Source organism: Rhodococcus sp. MurmanLake-1 (assembly GCF_056945715.1).
Map to the genome: position 1 here is coordinate 315052 of NZ_JBWZNF010000001.1, position 16047 is coordinate 331098.

Genomic DNA, 16047 nt, shown 5'->3' on the forward strand with positions numbered 1-16047 from the left:
GCTACGACCTACCTCGCGCCACACCGAACCACTTTCTCAGCAATTTCTTTGATCAGAACCCTGCAGATTCACCGGTCCTCGGTATTGACTGTCTCTGTCGTCGCCACTCGGCGGAGGCTGATACGGGATACACCGATCACACGGAGGAACTTAGATGGCAGGCATCGACAGTAAGTTCGACAAGGCCTACGCAGGAAAGTCCGTCGAAGAATTGGCGGACGCCCCGGTCGCGGCACTCAACGGCGTAAGCGATTCGGACGCAGAACATTTGAAGGCAGCGTTCAACATCAAGACCGTCCGCGACCTCGGAACGAACAAGTTCTTCCTGTGGGCGCAGGCCACTGCCAAGCTCGCCGAGTAAACATCCCGACCCACGTGGCCTCGGTGCTCACGAGTTAGCAGCTCACGAATTTGCAGCTCACGAATTTGCATCGATGACCACTTGCGGAATATCCGTGCCGAGCGGCACCGCGCTGCACGAAGCGTGCCGCTCGGCATCGGGGTCGAGGACCGTCCGGATGACGTCGATCACGTAGGGGTCGTACGGCATGCGGAAGTGGCCGGTCAGGTTCGACGGGCACAGATCCTGGAGGACGATGTTTTCTGCACCGGCGTCGCGGAGCGCGATGTTCGAGGACGGCTGGATCATCTCGTCGACAGTGGACCCGATAGTCGTGTAGCGCACTCCGGGTACGGTGTCGCCGCCGTCGTTGAGGGCGTTCAACGTATCCGACCCCTGCATCTGCTCGCGGACAGCTCGCGAAAAGACATCTTCGACAAAGTCTTCTCCGCCGGGGATCGCACGGACGATGGGAACCAACCCGAACATCACCCCGCCGTAGGTCGGCGAAGCCAAGCCGACCCAATGATCGACGTAGGCGTCGCCGCCCATTTTGTTGACGTAGTACCGCGTCACCGTCGCGCCTTGCGAGTAGCCGATCACGTCGACCTTGTCCGCTCCGGTCGCGGTCAGCACCTGATCGACGAAAGAACCGAATGCGGTCGCACTACCGACTATGTCGCCGACGCCGTAAGTCTCGTGTGCGACGTCCCCGTCTTCTTCTTTGATCGCACCGCCGTAATTGAGGGCGAAGACGCAATAGCCGTCAGCTGCCAGTGCCGGCGACAGGGCCGCCCAATCCGCGTACGCCTCGGTGTCGGTTCCGTGGGCGAGTACAACCGGTCGGGGATGCGTGGCGGAAGGCTCACAGCCGAAATCGTTCGACCCGGCAGGCGCGGATCCTGGATGAGCATGCGCATATGCCGTGGCAACGGAACGAGTCGCCTGACCCGGACCGATGTCGAGAGGAACGTCCATCGCGTCGGCACTCGCAGACGGGAGCGTCGGTGCGGCAGCCGATATCGCTGGCGGTGCTCCGATCAGCAGCGCCACTGCTACCGAAAATGTCAGTCCCACAGACCGTTTGACGCCAGCCATTGTTCCTGCTCCTGCTCTGATCCTACGAGGGAGCTGACCGTAACACCAGAAACTTCGGGGCGCATACCCTACCGAACAGTAGGTATCCGACGTCTCAATTGCCGCCTTCATCGGCGTCATCACCGGCAAGCACTCGGTAGAGCGACTTGCGCGCCTCGACAAGCACGTCGGCTGCGGCCTTGACCTGCGCTGGTGTGCCTACAGCAGCCACTTGACCGGCCGCGCCCATCAGCTGGCCGATCAGTTCACGAAGGTCCTGCTCCGGCTCCCCTACGCTGAGACGAACGTCATCCCACGGTGCCCCGAGATCGGCGCGATGCTCCTCGACGTACGCGAGGCCTTCCTCGGTCAGCTTGGCGGTCTTGCGGCCGGCGACCTTTTCGATGATCACCAGTCCCTCGTCCTCGAGTTGGGACAGCGCGGGATAAATGGAACCCGGACTCGGCTTCCAGACGCCGCCGCTGCGCTCGACGATCTGCTGAATCAATTCGTAGCCGTGCATCGGCTCTTCCGCGATCAACAACAGAATCGCAGCGCGCACATCTCCACGACGACCGCGTCCGCCACGTCCTCGCCCGCGACCGAACTGAGCGCCCGGACCGAAGCCGGGGCCGGGTCCGCCGTCTGGACCGAAACGCCCCCGCCGATGGCCTCTGCGTGGCATGTCACCGAAGCCCGGCCGCTCGTGCGGTCGACCGCGTCGTCCACCGTCTCGATCGCCGGGACCATCGCCCGGCGCGCCGTCGTCCGTCGGCACCCACATCACAAATGGTGGCCGTTGCTCACGGCCGAAACCGCCGAAGAAACCGCGTCGGCCGAACATCCCCTCGTTCGGGAAACTTGCATCCATCGTCGAACCTCCATCACTATCGTTGATAGTTCGACGATATATCGCCATATCGGGTTGCGCAACATTTTTGCTGCACACAAGCAGGCCTTGGAGAACTCGAAAATCAGCCGATGCGGCGTGGGTCGATCTGAATGCGGACCGGACCCGATGACTTCCGCGCACTGCGCGCGGCCCTCGCATGTGCCAGAGCGTCCGCGAGGCCGCGACCGTCCTTGCGTGGAACGCGGACCAGCATTCGCTCCGGCGCGACACCGCTCTCGTCCTCACCGGAATACGGAAGCCTCTCCCCCGCAGGCAATTCCACTGGTCCGAGTAGTACAGCACTTGCCGGCAAATCAGCTGAGTCCACCAACTCCGCAATTGCTGCGGATCCACCGTCGATCGCAGCCATGTGAACGGCCGGAGGAAAGCCGACCTCGTCCCGTTCCTCGAATTGAGATTGTGCGTGCCCCACTGGATCCCATCGGACCAACGCCTGCACCGTCGGGATACCCGAGTCTGCGACAACCACAACTTCACCGCCTTCGGACAGCGGAATCACCATGGCAGCAGCCGACATCCAGCGTCTGAGTGTTTCCTCGGCGGCGCGCAGATCGGGCCGGCCGAGCAGTGCCCAACCGTCGAGCAAGAGCGCGGCGCCGTAGCCGCCGGTCATCACCGGCTCCGCACCCACTGTCGAGACCACCAACGCGGGCCCGTGTGGCAGTTCCTTGACCACATCACCGCCCCCGGACAGAACAACTTTCACACCGGGAAACGCCCGCCCGAGTTCTTCGGCGGTCCGGCCGGCACCGACCACCACCGCGCGCAACGCTTTCGCCCCGCACGCGTGACATCGGTAGGCGGCATCGGCAACCCCGCACCAGCGGCACGCCGGTGTCCCGGCGCCGTCGGGACCTGCCGCAGCGGGAAGAGCCAGTGGGCCGTTGCACCGACGGCACCGTGCCGGGGCACGGCACTTTCCACAGGCCAGGGTCGGTACGTACCCCCGCCGAGGCACCTGCACCAGGACTCCGTTGCCCTCACCCAGAGCGCGCCGGGCGGCCGCGAATGCAATAGCGGGCAAACGAGCCGCTCTGGCTCCCGGATCGCGGGCCAAGGCTTGATCGCTGTCGGCAAGCGCGGTGATCTTGGGTGCGTGAGCACGAACGACGTCCCGCGTAGCGACCAGATCGTGCGCCCATCCCGAGTCGACGAGTACCTGCGATTCTGCCGTACGGGAGAACCCACCGATCACGACGGCGCACCCGGCGACGTAGCCACGCAGGACGGCAACTTCGCGGGCATGTGGATACGGCGACCGCGGCTCGGACAAGTTGTCGTCGCCGTCGTCCCAGACGACGACAAGACCGGTCTCGGGCGTCGGCGCAAAAACTGCACTGCGCGTGCCGACGACGATCCGGGCGGTCCCGCGCAGTGCAGCGAGCCACCTTCGGTATCGCATGGCCGGCCCCAGGCCTGCGGACAGACCCACCACTGCATCCGCTCCGGAGAGTTCGGTACATGCGGCGACGACGCGGTCCAGGTCGCGTTGATCGGGCACAACCAGAATCGCGGATTTACCACTTGCCGCTACAGCCCCGGCCAATTCGGCCAGGCGCAGTGGCCAGTTTTCACCAGGCAACGCCTGCCAGACCGCACGCGGGCTTTTCGACTCGCAAATCGCGGACAGAAAGGCGTCACCGAATCTGTAGAGATGCCAACCATTTTCGATCGGTTCAGGAGCGGACGGCGGCTCGGCGGGCTCCCACGGTTCCGCCTCGACCTTCGCGTGGCGCGGCGGTACCGCCAAACGGAGAACATCGGCGCGGGTTCCGGCATAACGCTCCGCCACACGATCGACGACTTGCGCGATTTCGGCCGTCAGGACCCGCTCGGACGAGATGACGCGTTCGAGCCAGCCGAACTTCCCCTGATGGTCACTGGTGGCCTCGCGCGAGACGATGAAACCGTCCACCAGACGACCAGCGAAGCGGATGCGCACCCGGACTCCGGGCTGCGCATCCGCTTCGAGTTCACGAGGAACGAGGTAGTCGAATTCACGGTCGAGGTGAGCGAGCGGGAGCATCGGCAGCACCCGGGCGACCGGATCGACTTCTGCCGCTACTCTTTCCGCGCCCACCCGCGCCCCGTCTGTACGTCAGTGATCAGAGACCAGCTGCGCTACGCAGCTTGTCGGCGCGATCGGTGCTCTCCCACGGGAGGTCGATGTCGGTGCGACCGAAGTGACCGTATGCCGCCGTCTGCGCGTAGATCGGACGCAGCAGGTCGAGGTCACGGATGATCGCTCCCGGACGCAGGTCGAAGATCTCGGTGATCGCCTTCTGGATCCGTGCCGGATCGGTCTTCTCGGTGCCGAAGGTTTCGACGAAGAGTCCGACCGGAGCTGCCTTACCGATGGCGTATGCGACCTGAACCTCGATGCGGTCGGCCAGACCTGCGGCAACAGCGTTCTTGGCCACCCAACGCATGGCGTAGGCAGCGCTTCGGTCGACCTTTGACGGGTCCTTGCCGGAGAACGCGCCGCCGCCGTGGCGAGCCATTCCGCCGTAGGTGTCGACGATGATCTTGCGGCCGGTCAAACCGGCGTCACCCATCGGGCCACCGAGGACGAACTTGCCCGTCGGGTTCACCAACAGACGAACATCGGAGGTGTCGAGATCGGTGAGGTTCACGTCGGTCAGCACCGAGTGAAGCACCTTCTCGCGAAGATCGGGCGTCAACAGGTTGTCGAGGTCGATGTCAGCGGCATGCTGGGTGGAGATGACCACGGTGTCGAGACGGACAGCCTTGTCACCGTCGTACTCGATGGTGACCTGGGTCTTGCCGTCCGGGCGCAGGTACGGCAGCACGCCGGACTTACGGACCTCGGTCAACCGGCGAGAGAGACGATGAGCCAACGCGATGGGCAGCGGCATCAGTTCCGGCGTGTCGGTGGTGGCGTAGCCGAACATCAGGCCCTGGTCGCCCGCACCCTGACGGTCGATCTCGTCGTCGCTGATTCCGTCGACGCGAGCCTCGTGCGAGTGATCGACACCCTGCGCGATCTCGGGCGACTGCGCGCCGATCGCGACGTTGACGCCACAGGAGTTACCGTCGAAGCCCTTTGCCGAGCTGTCGTAGCCGATCTCGAGGACCGTGTCGCGCACGATCTTCGGAATGTCTGCGTACGCAGTGGTCGTGACCTCGCCGGCTACGTGAACCTGGCCGGTGGTGACCAGAGTTTCGACGGCCACGCGGGCGCGTGGGTCCTGGGTGAGCAGCGCGTCGAGGATCGAGTCGCTGATCGCGTCACAGATCTTGTCCGGATGCCCCTCGGTGACGGACTCGCTGGTGAATAGCCGACTGCCGGACTTGCTCACAGATCTCCCTCTCGACGACTGAGTTCTTGACTACAGCTTATTGAAGTATCCGAATCACCGTTCGGTGACCGTTTTGTCATGCTTTGTTAGCTGGGGGCTGAGCCGACGATAACGGTTGGACCGCCTGCGCAACACCCTTGTGCTCACCCGATTATCGTGGGGTAACTCTCACCACCGGGCGCGTGTCGCTACTCGGGGAAGAGCTTGACCAGGGCGTCGAGTACTCGACTGGCCATCAAAGCCTTGGATCCGTGCTCGAGCGCGGACTCCGAGCCGTCGGAACCGAGCAGCCAACCGTCGTTGTGATCGACCTCGAACGCCTTGCCCTCGCCGACCGCATTGACCACGAGGAGGTCGCAACCCTTGCGGGCAAGCTTGGAGCGGGCGTAACTGAGAACGTCACCATGGGCGTCACCGGTCTCTGCGGCGAATCCGACGATCACCGTTCGAGCGTCCAGATCGCCGTCACGACGCGCTTCGACGAGACCGGCGAGGATGTCGGCGTTTCTGGTGAGGCTGATCGAGTCGGGTTCGTTTGCGCCCTTCTTGATCTTGCTGCCTTCGACGGTGGTCGGGCGGAAGTCCGCGACAGCTGCAGCCATGACGACTCCGTCGTGTCCCGGTGCGTGCTTCTCCACTGCCAACCGGAGATCTTCGGCCGTCTTGATGTGCACGACGTCGACAGCGGCGGGGTCGGCAAGATCGGCCGTGTAACCGGCGATCAGCGTGACGTGAGCGCCGCGTTGTGCGGCCAGACGGGCGAGCGCGTAGCCCTGTTTGCCGGAGCTGCGATTACCGAGAAAGCGCACCGGATCGAGCGGCTCGCGAGTACCGCCGGCGGTGACCAGAATGCGGCGACCTTCCAGGTCGCGCGGCAACGCGTCCGAGCGCTCGAGGAGCAACGATGCCAACCCGACGATCTCGTCGGGTTCGGGAAGTCGACCGGCCCCGGTGTCTTTTCCGGTCAAACGCCCGGAGGCAGGTTCGATCACGTGGACGCCGCGCGAGCGCAGTGTCGCCACGTTGGACACCGTTGCGGGGTGCTCCCACATCTCGGTGTGCATTGCGGGGGCGAAGACGACCGGACAGCGTGCGGTCAACAAGGTGGCTGTCAACAGGTCGTCTGCGCGGCCCATGACAGCTCGCGCCATCAGATCAGCGGTTGCCGGCGCGATGACAACGAGATCGGCTTCCTGTCCGAGGCGGACATGCGGAACCTGCGGGACGTCGTTGAAGACGCCGGTGTGAACCGGGTTGCCGGAGAGTGCTTCGAACGTGGCGCGGCCGACGAACTCCAGAGCGGATTCGGTCGGAATCACGCGGACGTGATGACCGCTCTCGGTGAAGCTGCGGATGATCGAGCACGCTTTGTACGCGGCGATACCCCCACCGACACCGACGACAATGCGCTTACGTATCGATGTGGGCGCGTCGGACACTCCCCCGACACCCGAACGAGGTTCGGGTGCGGCAGACGTGGTGCTCACTCGCCTTCGGTGTGCTCGAGGAGATCAGCGTGGATTTCACGCAACGCGATGGACAGCGGCTTTTCCTGCAGACCGGGCTCGACCAGAGGTCCGACGTATTCGAGGATGCCGTCACCGAGCTGGTTGTAGTAGTCGTTGATCTGGCGCGCACGCTTGGCCGAGTAGATGACCAGGGCGTACTTGGAAGAGGTGCGTTCGAGCAACTCGTCGATCGGCGGGTTGGTGATGCCGAGCGGGGTGTCGTAGGCAGGCAGAGCGCCCTGACCTGCTGCGGACGCGGCTGAAGTGCTGCTCACTCTTGTGTCTCCTGAATTAGATCTTCATTGAAGAACTAGTTTTATCGATCCGGATATCTGAGAAACGGGGCGGAAATCGGTTCCCGAAGGGTGCGGAATCAGTTCCCAACCAACAAGGATACCAACTCATCGCAAGCACGGCTTACATCCTCGTTCACGATGACCGTGTCGAACTCGTCCTGTGCGGCCAATTCCACTCGGGCCGTCTCGAGTCGGCGTGCCACGACGTCTTCCGTTTCGGTTCCCCGTCCGGTCAGCCGTTGCACCAGAACGTCCCAGCTCGGTGGAGCCATGAACACCAACAGAGCTTCGGGCATCGCCCGGCGGACAGCTCGTGCTCCGGCGAGATCGACCTCGACGAGTACGGGCTTTCCAACTTCGAGCGCTTCTTCGATCGGCGCTGCCGGGGTGCCGGAGCGCTGTAGACCGCCGTGGATTTCCGCCCATTCGAGAAGTTCACCGGAGTCGATCATCCGTTGAAATTCTTCACGGGAGGTGAATCGGTAGTCCTTGCCGTCCACTTCACCGGGACGGGGATCGCGAGTGGTCGCCGAAACGCTGAAAACGAGTTCAGGCAACCGAGTTCTCAGCTCGCGAACGACGCTGGACTTACCGACAGCCGAAGGGCCGGCCAGTACAACCAGCCGACCCCTCCGCACTGCGGTCTTGCTCTCTGACACTGTTGCGTCAGCAATCATCAGACACTGCCGCGTCAGCAATCATCACTTGTCGGCTCAGGCCTCGAAGTCAAACTTGGTGAGCAGAGCCTTGCGCTGCCGATCACCGAGGCCACGAAGGCGACGGGTCGGTGCAATCTCCAGCTCGGTCATGATCTCCTGAGCCTTGACCTTGCCCACCTTGGGCAGCGCCTCGAGCAGTGCCGAAACCTTCATCTTGCCCAAGATTTCGTTGTCTTCGGCGTCCTTGAGGACCTGCTTGAGGTCGGTGCCGCCACGCTTCAGGCGCTCCTTGAGCTCAGCCCTGGCCTTGCGGGCAGCAGCTGCCTTCTCCAAAGCAGCAGCGCGCTGCTCATCAGTCAACTGGGGAAGGGCCACGGTTCCTCCGTCTCGTCGTGTGCAAATTTTGTCTATTCCGCTGATAACCAGCAGCGATAGCGACCGTACTCACGCCTGGCGCGAATTGCTAACCCACCCCCCGCGGTCCGATGCAGATCGCGGTGGGTTATGCGCGTCGAATCGATGTCACACATCATCGCCGTTTTCGGCTGGATCGAGACGGATTCGACGCAACACGAACGTGCGTACAGTACCGAAATAGACTGTAACACAAAGCATTTCGATACATCAGATGCGACGTCCCCATGCGTGTGTGCGAAATCGTTACCTGCGGGAATGAACGTGGTCGCCGACACATCCAAAAATTTCGAGCATTTTCGACGCCCATGCGCGTGTCGCGGCCTGTTTTCAGGTCGGCAGCGACGATTTCGGATCGTCGGCATCGACCGTGTCCGGTTCGGTGCGGCTCACGCCGGGGGCGGCCAGAGCGAGTACTACCGCGAGGCTCGCCCAGAGCAATGAATTCTCCAGGACGAAGCCGACGACCGGGATATCCATGTCCGCGCCGACCCGAGGAAGCCGAAACAGCACGACCGCAGCGGTGAGGCCGATCGCGATCCAGGACCACGCGGGTACCGATCGGGTGTCCTCCCCCACGCCCGACTTGATCGGAACGAGGAGCACACCCACCGCCGGCACCAACCACACGAAGTGGTGGGTCCAGGCAATGGGAGTCACGATTGCCGCCAGCAGAGCAACCACCGTGAAACCGGCAAGATCACCTCGCAGGCGCTGAGCGCGCCGCGTCGCGACAATTCCGAGGACACCCAACACTGCACAGGCGACGAGCCATGCCGGACCCACCAGGCCCTCGGGGAGTAGCCGTAAGGCCATTCCACGCACGGACTGGTTACCGAACACGGACGGGTCACCGACCGCGACGCGCCCCGAGAGTGAGGCGATGTCACCGAAGTAGTCGATCGTCTGGCGCGGGAGAACGGCAAAGCCGAGTGCCGTGGCGCCGAGGAAGCCGGCGAGGCCGCCCGCAACTGCTTTCCAACGCCCGGTGATCACGTAGTAACCGATGTAGACGAGAGGCACCAGTTTGACGGCCCCGGCGATCCCCACCAGCACACCCTCGGGAATCCACCGTGGTCGAGCCAGCACGTCGATCAGGCACAGGAGTGTCAGGAACAACCCGACCTGCCCGTACCCGAGGTGATCGGAGATCGGCGATGCCGCCGTCCAAAGGACCAGGAAACCCACGTAGACGACGACGGGCCGCCTACGTGTGAACGGGACTTCGCGATAGCTGAGCACGATGATCGCGGCCAGCATCAGGAGGCTGACGAAACTCCATCCCCACTGGACCGCCCCCCAGGAACCCAAGGCGACCGGAACGGCGACGAGCGCAGCGAAGGGCGGATAAGTGAACGGCAGTCTCGCGTTGAACGACTCGTCGTACAGGTTCGAGCCGTCGAGGACGGCTTGACCCGCCGTCCGGTACACGGCGAGATCGTCGCCGTGTACGCCGGTGACGGATTGGAACCCGGTGGCGAGCAGCGCGCACGCCGCGACGAGAAGTCCGATCTGCCACCAACGATTCACCGACGGACGGTACCACCGGGTTCCACCGCTCGAACGAGCCTCGAGGTCACTCACGGATCAGTGCGCCAATGCGGCTTCGATCTCGTCTCGGTCACGCATTGCTGCCTCCCGAAGTGCCGATACCGAAGGACCATGCTTGAGCACCCCACGGGAAGTGTTCGGGAGCAGGAGCTCGGTCGATCCCGCGAAGATGTCTGCGAGATCCGCTGCCGTCGCACCCTGCGCGCCGAGCCCCGGAGCGAGAATCGGGCCGTTGAACTGCGACAGGTCCAGACCGTGGTCCCGAGTTGCACCGACCACCAGTCCGACGGTGTCGCGTCCGTCGGCGTTCGCGTCGACCGCAGCGTTGACAATCGACTGAGCCACGCTCACACCGTCAGACGACGACTGTTGAAGTACGCCGCCTTCCGGATTGGAGGTTCGTGCCAGCACGAAGATCCCGCGTGCGTTCTGCCTTGCCAGTTCGAGTGTCGGAGCCAACGCCCCGAATCCCAGGTACGGCGAAACGGTGACCGAGTCGGAGGCCAACGGCGAATCACCCAACCAGGCTTGCGCGTACGCGTCCATCGTCGAACCGATGTCACCGCGCTTGGCGTCCGCGACGACAAGCGTTCCCGCATCGCGAAGAACCGAGATGGTCCGCTCCAACACGGCGAAGCCGGCGCTTCCGTACGCCTCGAAGAACGCAACCTGAGGTTTGACGAGTCCAACCTCACCGGTGAAGGCCTCGACGCAGATCTCGGCGAAAGTCTCCAGACCTTCGGCGGTACGTGGCAGTCCCCACGCGTCGAGAAGCGCGGGATGCGGGTCGATACCGACGCACAGCCGCCCCCGGTCCGCGATCGCGGACCGGAGACGATGCCCCCAACTGTGACTCACGACTGCTGTGCCGGCTGACGAAGACCTGCGTGCAGTTCCTGCAGGGAGTGAACTCCGATATCGCCGCGGATGGCCGCTTCGATGCCCTGCACGGCGGCCGAGGCGCCCTGGACCGTCGTGATGCACGGGATGTTCGACGCGACTGCTGCGCTTCGGATCTCGTAGCCGTCGACACGCGGACCGTTGTTGCCGTACGGCGTGTTGATGACCATGGCGACCTCGCCGCTGCGGATCTGGTCGACGATGGTCTCGGCACCGGCCGGAACATCCTCACCCGACTGCTTGTACACCTGCTTGCACTCGATACCGTTGCGCCGCAACACATCTGCGGTTCCTTCGGTGGCAAGGATGGTGAATCCGAGATCTGCCAGGCGCTTGACCGGGAAGATCAGCGAACGCTTGTCCTTGTTGGCGACCGAGACGAACACCGCGCCGGTGGTGGGCAACGACCCGTAGGCGGCAGTCTGCGACTTGGCAAAAGCCGTACCGAAGTCGAAGTCGATTCCCATGACTTCACCGGTGGACTTCATTTCCGGGCTGAGCAAGGTATCCACGCCGGTACCGTCGGCGCGACGGAAGCGGTTGAACGGCAACACAGCTTCCTTGACCGCGATCGGTGCACCGGCCGGGGTGTTTCCACCGTCGCCGGTCGCCGGCAGGATGCCGCTTGCGCGCAGGTCGGCGATGGATTCGCCGAGCATGACGCGGGCGCATGCCTTGGCCAGCTGGACGGCCGTCGCCTTGGAGACGAACGGAACCGTACGGCTGGCGCGGGGATTTGCTTCCAGCACGTAGAGGATGTCGTCCTTGAGGGCGTACTGGACGTTGAGCAGGCCCTTGACGCCGATGCCCTTTGCGAGAGCCTCGGTGGAGCGGCGGACGTTCTCGAGATCCGCACGGCCCAGAGTGATGGGCGGGAGCGCACACGCCGAGTCACCGGAGTGAATGCCGGCTTCCTCGATGTGCTCCATGACGCCGCCGAGGTACACCTCGGTGCCGTCGCACAGAGCGTCGACGTCGATCTCGACCGCGTCTTCGAGGAAGCGGTCGACCAGGACCGGACGATCGTCGGAGATCTCCGTGGCACGCGAGATGTAGTCGGCGAGTGAAGCCTCGTCGTAGACGATCTCCATGCCGCGTCCACCGAGCACGTACGACGGACGCACCAGCACCGGGTAGCCGATGCCTGCTGCGATCTCGCGGGCGCCGTCGAACGTGGTGGCGGTACCGAACTTCGGTGCAGGCAGACCGGCTTCGGTGAGCACGCGACCGAATTCGCCGCGGTCCTCCGCCAGGTCGATGGCTGCGGGGCTGGTTCCCACGATGGGAACGCCGGCAGCTTCGAGGCGCTTCGCCAATCCGAGCGGGGTCTGGCCGCCGAGCTGGACGATGACGCCGGCAACGGTGCCCGACTGCGCCTCCGCGCGGTAGACCTCGAAGACGTCCTCGAATGTCAGCGGCTCGAAGTACAGGCGATCAGCGGTGTCGTAGTCCGTGGAGACGGTCTCGGGGTTGCAGTTGACCATGACGGTCTCGTACCCGGCCTCGGACAGCGTCTGGGCAGCGTGGACACACGAGTAGTCGAACTCGATGCCCTGGCCGATGCGGTTGGGGCCGGATCCGAGGATCAGAACCTTGGGTCGCTCGGTCTGCGGAGCCACTTCGGACTCGGCCTCGGGATCAAGCTCGTAGGTCGAGTAGTGGTACGGCGTCTTGGCCTCGAACTCTGCGGCGCAGGTGTCGACGGTCTTGTAGACGGGGCGCACGCCAAGCTGATCACGCAGAGCGCGAACGGCGTCCTCACCTGCGTGCGTGTCACCACCGAGTTCGGGGCGCAGAGCCGCGATCTGGCGGTCCGAGATGCCGTGGTACTTGGCCTGACGCAGGGCAGCCTCGTCGAAAGACTCTGCAGCGCGAAGCTTTTCACCGAGCTCGTGAATCTGCTGGAACTGGTCGAGGAACCACGGATCGATCTTGGTGGCGTCGAAGAGCTGCTCGACAGTTGCGCCGAGGGCGAATGCCTTCTCGATGCCGTACATGCGGCCGTCCTGCGGAACGCTCAGATCGGCGAGCAGGGCGTCCAGGCTCTCCGTCTCGATGTCGGCGCCGGTCCAGTAACCCGCACGCTTGGTCTCGAGTGAACGCATGACCTTGCCGAAAGCCTCGGTGAAGTTGCGGCCAATGCTCATGGCCTCGCCTACCGACTTCATCGTGGTGGTCAGGGTTCCGTCGGCACCGGGGAACTTCTCGAAAGCGAACCGCGGAGCCTTGACGACGACGTAGTCGAGTGTCGGCTCGAAGCAAGCCGGGGTTTCCTTGGTGATGTCGTTGACGATCTCGTCGAGCGTGTAGCCGATGGCAAGCTTGGCGGCCATCTTGGCGATCGGGTAACCGGTCGCCTTCGACGCCAGCGCCGACGAGCGGGAAACGCGCGGGTTCATCTCGATGACAACCAGGCGGCCGTCGGCCGGGTCCATCGCGAACTGGATGTTGCAGCCGCCGGTGTCGACGCCCACCTCACGCAGAATGTCGATGGAGAGGTCGCGCATCGCCTGGTACTCGCGGTCGGTCAGCGTCATCGCCGGAGCAACGGTGACCGAGTCTCCGGTGTGGACACCGACCGGGTCGACGTTCTCGATGGAGCAGACGATCACGACGTTGTCGCGACTGTCGCGCATCAGCTCGAGTTCGTATTCCTTCCAGCCGAGGATGGATTCCTCGATCAGGACGTTCGCCGTCGGCGACGCGGCCAGACCGCCACCGGCGATGCGGTTGAGATCGTCGACGTCGTACGCCATGCCGGAACCGAGGCCGCCCATGGTGAAGGACGGACGCACGACAACCGGGTAACCGAGTTCGGCGACCGTGGCGTGTACTTCGTCCATCGTGTAGCAAACTGCGGACTTCGCGGATTCGCCACCGACCTTGGCGACGATGTCCTTGAACTTCTGGCGATCCTCGCCGCGCTGGATGGCGTCGAAGTCGGCGCCGATCAGCTCGACGTCGTACTTCTCGAGGATGCCCTGCTCGTGCAGCGCCACAGCGGCGTTGAGAGCGGTCTGACCGCCGAGCGTCGCGAGGACGGCGTCGATCTTGTTGCCCTGCAACGCTTCCTTGGCGATGACCTTCTCGAGGAACTCGGCCGTGATCGGCTCGACGTACGTGGCGTCGGCGAACTCGGGGTCCGTCATGATGGTGGCCGGGTTGGAGTTGACCAGGCTGACGCGCAGGCCCTCCTCCTGGAGGACGCGGCAAGCCTGGGTGCCCGAGTAGTCGAACTCACAGGCCTGACCGATGACGATCGGACCGGAGCCGATTACCAGGATGTGCTTGAGATCTGTACGGCGTGGCATTAGTTCTTGACTCCGGTTTCTTTCCGTGCGGAGAGCAGGCTGGTGAAGCGGTCGAAGAGGTACGCAGCGTCGTGCGGGCCGGCTGCCGCCTCCGGGTGGTACTGCACCGAGAAGGCCGAATCGTCCAGCAGGCGAACACCTTCGACGGCTCCGTCATTGGCGCAGGTGTGGCTTACCACGGCGCGACCGAACGGGGTGTCGAATTCCTGGCCGGCTTCACCTTCGAGTGCGAAGCCGTGGTTCTGCGCGGTGATCGCGATGCGACCCGTCTGATGCTCGATCACCGGGATGTTGATGCCGCGGTGGCCGAACTTCATCTTGTACGTGCTCAGGCCGAGTGCGCGGCCCAGGATCTGGTTGCCGAAGCAGATACCGAACAGCGGCAAGCCCTGTCCGATGACCTCTTTTGTCAGGTGCACTGCGCCGTCGGCGGTGGCCGGGTCACCGGGACCGTTGGAGAGGAACACTCCGTCGGCCTTCAGGTCGAGGATCTGTTCGAGACTCGCATTGGACGGCAACACGTGGACGCGGATACCGCGCTCGGCGAACATGCGCGGGGTGTTGGTCTTGATACCGAGGTCGATGGCGGCAACCGTGTACAGCGCCTCCCCGCCCTTCGGCTCGACGACGTAGCCGCTGGTGGTGCTGACTTCACCGGCAAGATCGGCGCCGAGCATGGTCGGCTGATCCTGAACCCGTCGGACCAGTTCGTCATCGGCGGCGATGGCTTCACCGGAGAAGACGCCTGCCTTCATCGAACCGCGAGTACGCAGGTGGCGAACCAGGGCACGAGTGTCGATCCCGGCGATTCCGACGATGCCCTGCTCTTCGAGCTTGGCCTGCAGCGAACCGGTTGCACGCCAGCTCGAGGTGACGCGCGAGGGGTCACGAACGACGTACCCGGCAACCCAGATCTTGGCGCCGGCACTCTCGCCGGTCGGTCCGACCGACTCGTCGTCTTCGTCGTTCCAGCCGGTGTTGCCGATCTGCGGCGCGGTGGAGACCACGATCTGGCGGTGGTAGCTGGGATCGGTGAGCGTTTCCTGGTAGCCGGTCATGCCGGTGCTGAACACCGCTTCGCCCAGGGTCTGTCCAACCGCACCGAAGGTGGTTCCGCGGAACACCCGTCCGTCTTCGAGGACCAGTACTGCGGGGCTGTTGCCAAAGCCGCTCATGCGTTCTTTCCGTTCTGCTCGATGTCGCCAGAGCTTGCGTCTTCGTTGTCATTCGTCTTGTTCGAGGCAGTCTTGTTCGAAGCAGTCTTGTTCGAAGCAGTTACCGGCTTGACCCAGTCCGGATAAACCGTCTTGTCGTCACCGCGCACGCCCGTGTCGATCTCGGTTCCGCTCGGCAATTCCCAGCGAATCACCAGGACGCCGTCCTTGCTCATGACCTTGCCGGCAAGACCGTTCTCCGTGCGGATCGCGCGGATCGACTTCTCCGGAATCCAGATGGCCGACGCACCGTCACGCTCGACCAGAATTCCGCCGCTGTAGCGGCTGATCTCGCAGGTGGCGCGGAAACCGAGGTCGCCGACGGCGATGCGGTCCTGCCAACTGGGTGCGATGGTGCTACCGACGTACAGGCCGGTGGTCGGCAGGACGAGCAGTTCACCCAGGGTTGCCGGTACCGTCGGCAGTTCGCCGATCTTGTCTTTCTGGCGTCGAGCGCGTCCACGCCAACCGACGTACATCAGGCCGATCATTGCGACCCAGAAGATCGCCAGACCGATGATCCACAGTGCTCTGTCCATGACGC

The 16047-nt window shown here is 63.9% G+C and carries 14 protein-coding genes; 1 reads left to right on the plus strand and 13 read right to left on the minus strand.

From position 1 onward, the window contains the following. Positions 1 to 154: 154 nt before the first annotated feature. Positions 155 to 361, plus strand: coding sequence for a hypothetical protein (locus AC2ETI_RS01285; RefSeq protein WP_003944900.1), 207 nt, complete (start codon positions 155 to 157; stop codon positions 359 to 361). A gap of 57 nt (positions 362 to 418) precedes the next feature. On the opposite strand, the gene AC2ETI_RS01290 is transcribed toward AC2ETI_RS01285, so the two are convergent. The 13 genes from AC2ETI_RS01290 to AC2ETI_RS01350 form a co-directional block, all read right to left on the minus strand. Next, complete coding sequence (locus AC2ETI_RS01290) at positions 419 to 1438, minus strand: esterase/lipase family protein (RefSeq protein WP_141487304.1); 1020 nt, start codon at positions 1436 to 1438, stop codon at positions 419 to 421. Positions 1439 to 1532: 94 nt separating this feature from the next. After that, entirely contained in the window at positions 1533 to 2201 is a 669-nt protein-coding gene (locus AC2ETI_RS01295; RefSeq protein ID WP_370671296.1) for a PadR family transcriptional regulator, read from the minus strand. Between the two features lie 190 nt (positions 2202 to 2391). Beyond that, positions 2392 to 4410, minus strand: a complete 2019-nt coding sequence (locus AC2ETI_RS01300) for a primosomal protein N' (protein ID WP_211916721.1) — start codon at positions 4408 to 4410, stop codon at positions 2392 to 2394. A 25-nt stretch (positions 4411 to 4435) separates the two neighbouring features. After that, positions 4436 to 5650 carry a methionine adenosyltransferase gene (gene metK, locus AC2ETI_RS01305; protein ID WP_003944827.1) on the minus strand — a complete coding sequence of 405 codons (1215 nt, stop codon included), beginning with the start codon at positions 5648 to 5650 and terminating at the stop codon, positions 4436 to 4438. Between the two features lie 188 nt (positions 5651 to 5838). Continuing rightward, positions 5839 to 7137: a bifunctional phosphopantothenoylcysteine decarboxylase/phosphopantothenate--cysteine ligase CoaBC gene (gene coaBC / locus AC2ETI_RS01310; RefSeq protein ID WP_020969581.1), complete on the minus strand. Its 1299-nt coding sequence runs from the start codon at positions 7135 to 7137 to the stop codon at positions 5839 to 5841. Then, the gene (gene rpoZ, locus AC2ETI_RS01315) at positions 7134 to 7433 is read right to left on the minus strand and encodes a DNA-directed RNA polymerase subunit omega (protein WP_003944996.1); all 300 of its coding nucleotides are present in this window, start codon (positions 7431 to 7433) and stop codon (positions 7134 to 7136) included. Before rpoZ ends, coaBC begins: the two co-directional genes overlap by 4 nt. A 98-nt stretch (positions 7434 to 7531) precedes the next feature. Next, complete coding sequence (gmk, locus tag AC2ETI_RS01320) at positions 7532 to 8131, minus strand: guanylate kinase (RefSeq protein WP_483633473.1); 600 nt, start codon at positions 8129 to 8131, stop codon at positions 7532 to 7534. Between the two features lie 36 nt (positions 8132 to 8167). After that, the gene (mihF, locus tag AC2ETI_RS01325; RefSeq protein WP_003944825.1) at positions 8168 to 8488 is read right to left on the minus strand and encodes an integration host factor, actinobacterial type; all 321 of its coding nucleotides are present in this window, start codon (positions 8486 to 8488) and stop codon (positions 8168 to 8170) included. 369 nt (positions 8489 to 8857) lie between these two features. Next, on the minus strand, positions 8858 to 10057 hold the full coding sequence (locus AC2ETI_RS01330; RefSeq protein ID WP_020907703.1) for a glycosyltransferase 87 family protein: 1200 nt from the start codon (positions 10055 to 10057) through the stop codon (positions 8858 to 8860). Positions 10058 to 10114: 57 nt separating this feature from the next. After that, entirely contained in the window at positions 10115 to 10936 is an 822-nt protein-coding gene (gene pyrF / locus AC2ETI_RS01335) for an orotidine-5'-phosphate decarboxylase (RefSeq protein ID WP_151531658.1), read from the minus strand. Next, complete coding sequence (carB, locus tag AC2ETI_RS01340; protein ID WP_047888353.1) at positions 10933 to 14289, minus strand: carbamoyl-phosphate synthase large subunit; 3357 nt, start codon at positions 14287 to 14289, stop codon at positions 10933 to 10935. Before carB ends, pyrF begins: the two co-directional genes overlap by 4 nt. Further along, positions 14289 to 15464: a glutamine-hydrolyzing carbamoyl-phosphate synthase small subunit gene (gene carA, locus AC2ETI_RS01345; protein ID WP_003944927.1), complete on the minus strand. Its 1176-nt coding sequence runs from the start codon at positions 15462 to 15464 to the stop codon at positions 14289 to 14291. The genes carB and carA overlap by 1 nt, the downstream gene beginning before the upstream one ends. Further along, positions 15461 to 16042, minus strand: coding sequence for a PH-like domain-containing protein (locus AC2ETI_RS01350; protein WP_020907699.1), 582 nt, complete (start codon positions 16040 to 16042; stop codon positions 15461 to 15463). The genes carA and AC2ETI_RS01350 overlap by 4 nt, the downstream gene beginning before the upstream one ends. Between the last annotated feature and the right edge of the window lie 5 nt (positions 16043 to 16047).